The sequence below is a fragment of the Mariprofundus micogutta genome (assembly GCF_001895085.1).
In the GTDB taxonomy this organism is placed as follows: Bacteria; Pseudomonadota; Zetaproteobacteria; order Mariprofundales; family Mariprofundaceae; genus Mariprofundus; species Mariprofundus micogutta.
Genome location: NZ_BDFD01000041.1, coordinates 1 through 3,492, shown reverse-complemented (window position 1 = coordinate 3,492; position 3,492 = coordinate 1). Strand labels below are relative to the sequence as shown.

Here is a 3,492-nt window from a genome sequence, read left to right as displayed (position 1 = left end):
GCTATATGATGCTACCCTACATTTGTTGTCAGGAGGTTTGCTATGTTTAATAGCTGCTCATACGGCAATATTGGAATGCCCTTAGGGTATTATTGGAAGATTCCACCCTTATTGGAATATCCCAGTAGATAAACGTTAATCGCGGCCAAGCATAAGAAGGGTAATATCATCGGACTGCTGGGCATTACCGGTATAATGGCTGATGCAATCATTCAGATATTCGATACAAGCATCGGTTGAAGCCGGGGCATCGTCCAGCCAGTTTAACAATCTTCCAATGCCGATCATCTCGTCATTTTCATTGCGCGCTTCAGTAATACCATCGGTGTACAGTAACACCATTTCCCCGGATTCCAGGCTAATCACCTCACAATCGTATTGAATATCTGAAACGATACCGGCAGGCGGGCCTGATGCCTCGCCGTGCTGCCAAATTCTCTCATGGTGAATATGGATAGGAGGCAGATGTCCTGCATTGGCAACCTCCAGACGATGAATCACCGGGTCGAGCACCATCAACACCAGGCTGACAAACATGCCACTCTGAATTTTCTGACACAAAGCCTGATTAAAGCGACTCAGGATCTGACCTGCACTACCACCATACGACAGTTCCATGCGAATATCACTGAGTATGCTGGACATGATCATAGCTGCCGATACACCTTTCCCGGAAATATCTCCAATAATGTATGCTATGCGCTGATCAGGCATCTGGATCGCATCATAAAAGTCTCCACCCACATCAAAAGCCGAGTGCATATGAAATCCGGCATGATAGCCATCCATCTCTGGAGGCAAGGCTGGCAAAAAAGAATCCTGAATTGATTTAGCCAGTTCGAGATCATGCTGAAACAGCTCGCGATCCAGCAGGCGCTGATGCGCATGCGCATTATCTATCGCGATTGCCACCATAGGCACGAGTGACTCCAGTAGTTTCTCATCGGATTCTGAAAAAACACCATGCTGATGATTGATCACCTGACACACGCCAATCAACTTGCTGCGCACAAGCAACGGCGCTGAGATCATATTACGTGTGGTAAACTTGGTCTGCCTGTCATATTCGACTTCAAATCGGGGATCATCATACACGTCTGCGATACGAACAGTTTCTCTATGCTCTGCGCACCAGCCTGCGATGCCGCTACCCATCGGCAACCGGCATATCTCCTTGAGCTGATCTTCATTCTCACCCGAGCATGCATTGAAGACAAGTTCATCGGACTTCTCATCATAAAGAAACAGCGAGCAGCTTTCCGACTCCATGATGGATTGGGTCAAGCTCATCACCTGCTTCAACAACGTGGCCAGATGAAGTTCACCCGCAATCAGCTGGTTAATCTCCAGTGCCTTTAGCAGCCTCTCGTTCTGTTTCAGCAGATCCAGTTGCTCCAATGCTAGCCCTCCAGTTAAAGGACTCTCATTTTTTCAGAGACTCCTTTGCCATACATACAGGTGAACTATACGCCACATATATCACTGCGACCATTGTATAAAAGCGGGCCAATACTGGATGCTTTCCAGTTACGATTCCTTTTTGACTTCTGATTTTCTGACTATCTGACGAAATGCCTGCACAACTTCACGATTGGCTCCGGGACCCGGCACAGCTTGAATACGCGCCGGTGTGATCGGCTGTTCACAATGGCTACATACCATGCGGGGCTCGGTCTTTTCGCCACAGTTTGAGTGCAAGAGTTGCACCGTTTCCTCACCTTCATCCACCAGCCAGCGGTTACCCCAGCGCATCATGGTCAGCAGTACCGGAAACAACTCTCGACCTTTTGCCGTCAAGCGATATTCATAACGTTCCGGCTTGGATTGATAACGTTCTTTTTTCATGATTTCAGCATCAACCAGAGTCGTTAATCGCATCGTCAAAACTTTCTTGGAAATGCCCAAATGCTGCTGAAATCCATCAAAACGCCTGACACCGTAAAAAGCATCCCTTATAATCAGTAGCGACCAGCGGTCCCCAAGCAACTCAAGAAGCTGGGCTATCGGGCAGGGAGCTTCGCGCTGAAAGTTGATCGACATGACTGCAGCCTATCAGGTCTCTAAAAGAAACCAACCACTTATCAATAAGGTTTCATATGGAGACTAAATTAAGCACAATAAAGTTTCTAAAGGAGACCAATATTAAAATAGAGATCTTAGAGCAATTCCTCCGGCATGAAATAAGCTGTGGCTAAGAGTATTCACTCCATGCGCATACTCCGCTTTTTGTCTGCCAAACGTCGTTTTGAGCTGTTCCCACCCTATTTTCTGATGCGCGTGAAAGTCCTGACATTGAAAGAAGACTGGACCAGCACCCGTATACGCCTGCCATTGAACCGTATTTCATCCAATGCCGCAGGTAATATGTTTGGCGGCTATCAGGCCAGTCTGGCCGACCCGGTACCAGCACTTGCATGTTTGAAACGCTTTCCCGGATATCGTGTGGCCACTAAAAAGTTAGTCATCGACTTTATCCGGGTGGGAAACTCTGATCTCACCCTGCACTTTGACTTTGATGAAGCACTGGCCGAACAAATTGATACAGAACTGGCAGAATCGGGTAAATCCACACCGTGCTTCGAAATGCATTACGTCAGAAATGATGGCAAAATATGTACGCGCATCAAAAATACTGTCGCTATTCGACCCAAGGGGTACGTCAGCCACCATGAGTAAACCCGCTATTGATTTCTATTTTGATTTTATCAGCCCCTACAGTTATCTGGCAGCTACCCAAATTCCGCCCTTTGAACAACTGCATGATGTTGCCTTTAACTGGCAACCAGTGAACCTCCCACGCCTGATTAAACTATCGGGCAACACACCACCGAGTCTGATCAAAAACAAGGCGCTCTACTCATTGCGTGATCTCAAACGCTGGGCAAGCTTTCTTGACCTGCCCTTTAAAATGATTCGTCCCGGCACTTTCGATAGCAGGCCTGCACTGCGTATCGCAGGAGAGCTTCAGGGAAAACAGAGGCAGGAATTTTGTCTCGCCGTATTTGATAGCCTCTGGTCCGGGGCTGTCGATCCACGCAAAGAGGATTGGCTACAGCAAATATTCGAAATCAAACATCTCCCTCAGGATTGGGGAACCAGACATAACGAAAACTTTGAACCCAACACCCATGCAGCCCTCAAAGCCGGAGCCTTCGGTGTTCCCTCATTCATATTGCACCGACCAACAGGGCGCAGCGAACTTTTCTTCGGCATTGATCACATGGATTTTCTTGCCCGGGCCTGCCAAAAAGCCAAAGCATCATAGCCGACTCTCGCACCGGCCACGCCTCTTGCACCCTAAAAAAACGCCTGCTGACAAACGCAGTCATACAGGACCCACATCATTCCGATGTCTTTGCTGAATTAGTATTTTCCAATCCGTAAATGAGTCTGAAAGCTGATCGCATGGTTTATAGTTCATGCTGCCTCGTTGTTCTGCCCAAAGATTGTTTTGAACAAGGTTTTGCGAGCGTTTCGTAAATGCTTCCATGC

General features: G+C 47.7%; 4 protein-coding genes. 2 read left to right on the top strand and 2 right to left on the bottom strand.

Annotated elements, in window-relative coordinates:
* Positions 1 to 135: 135 nt before the first annotated feature.
* Together MMIC_RS12250 and MMIC_RS12245 are read right to left on the bottom strand one after the other, a co-directional pair.
* On the bottom strand, positions 136 to 1,398 hold the full coding sequence (locus MMIC_RS12250) for a GAF domain-containing SpoIIE family protein phosphatase (RefSeq protein WP_072660757.1): 1,263 nt from the start codon (positions 1,396 to 1,398) through the stop codon (positions 136 to 138).
* 129 nt (positions 1,399 to 1,527) lie between these two features.
* A complete protein-coding gene (locus MMIC_RS12245) occupies positions 1,528 to 2,040 on the bottom strand; it encodes a winged helix-turn-helix transcriptional regulator (protein WP_072660756.1) in 513 nt (170 codons plus the stop codon).
* A gap of 147 nt (positions 2,041 to 2,187) precedes the next feature.
* Between MMIC_RS12245 and MMIC_RS12240 the strand changes: the two genes are divergently transcribed.
* Both MMIC_RS12240 and MMIC_RS12235 read left to right on the top strand, forming a co-directional pair.
* A complete protein-coding gene (locus tag MMIC_RS12240) occupies positions 2,188 to 2,676 on the top strand; it encodes a PaaI family thioesterase (protein WP_227819512.1) in 489 nt (162 codons plus the stop codon).
* Positions 2,669 to 3,265 (top strand): 2-hydroxychromene-2-carboxylate isomerase, encoded by a 597-nt coding sequence (locus tag MMIC_RS12235; RefSeq protein ID WP_072660754.1) that lies wholly within the window; start codon positions 2,669 to 2,671, stop codon positions 3,263 to 3,265. Before MMIC_RS12240 ends, MMIC_RS12235 begins: the two co-directional genes overlap by 8 nt.
* Positions 3,266 to 3,492: the final 227 nt, after the last annotated feature.

What these genes read in the sequence shown, in the direction of transcription:
- MMIC_RS12245 (WP_072660756.1), bottom strand. Translation starts at nt 2,040, where the DNA reads ATGTCGATCAACTTTCAGCGCGAAGCTCCCTGCCCGATAGCCCAGCTT.
- MMIC_RS12235 (WP_072660754.1), top strand. Translation starts at nt 2,669, where the DNA reads ATGAGTAAACCCGCTATTGATTTCTATTTTGATTTTATCAGCCCCTAC.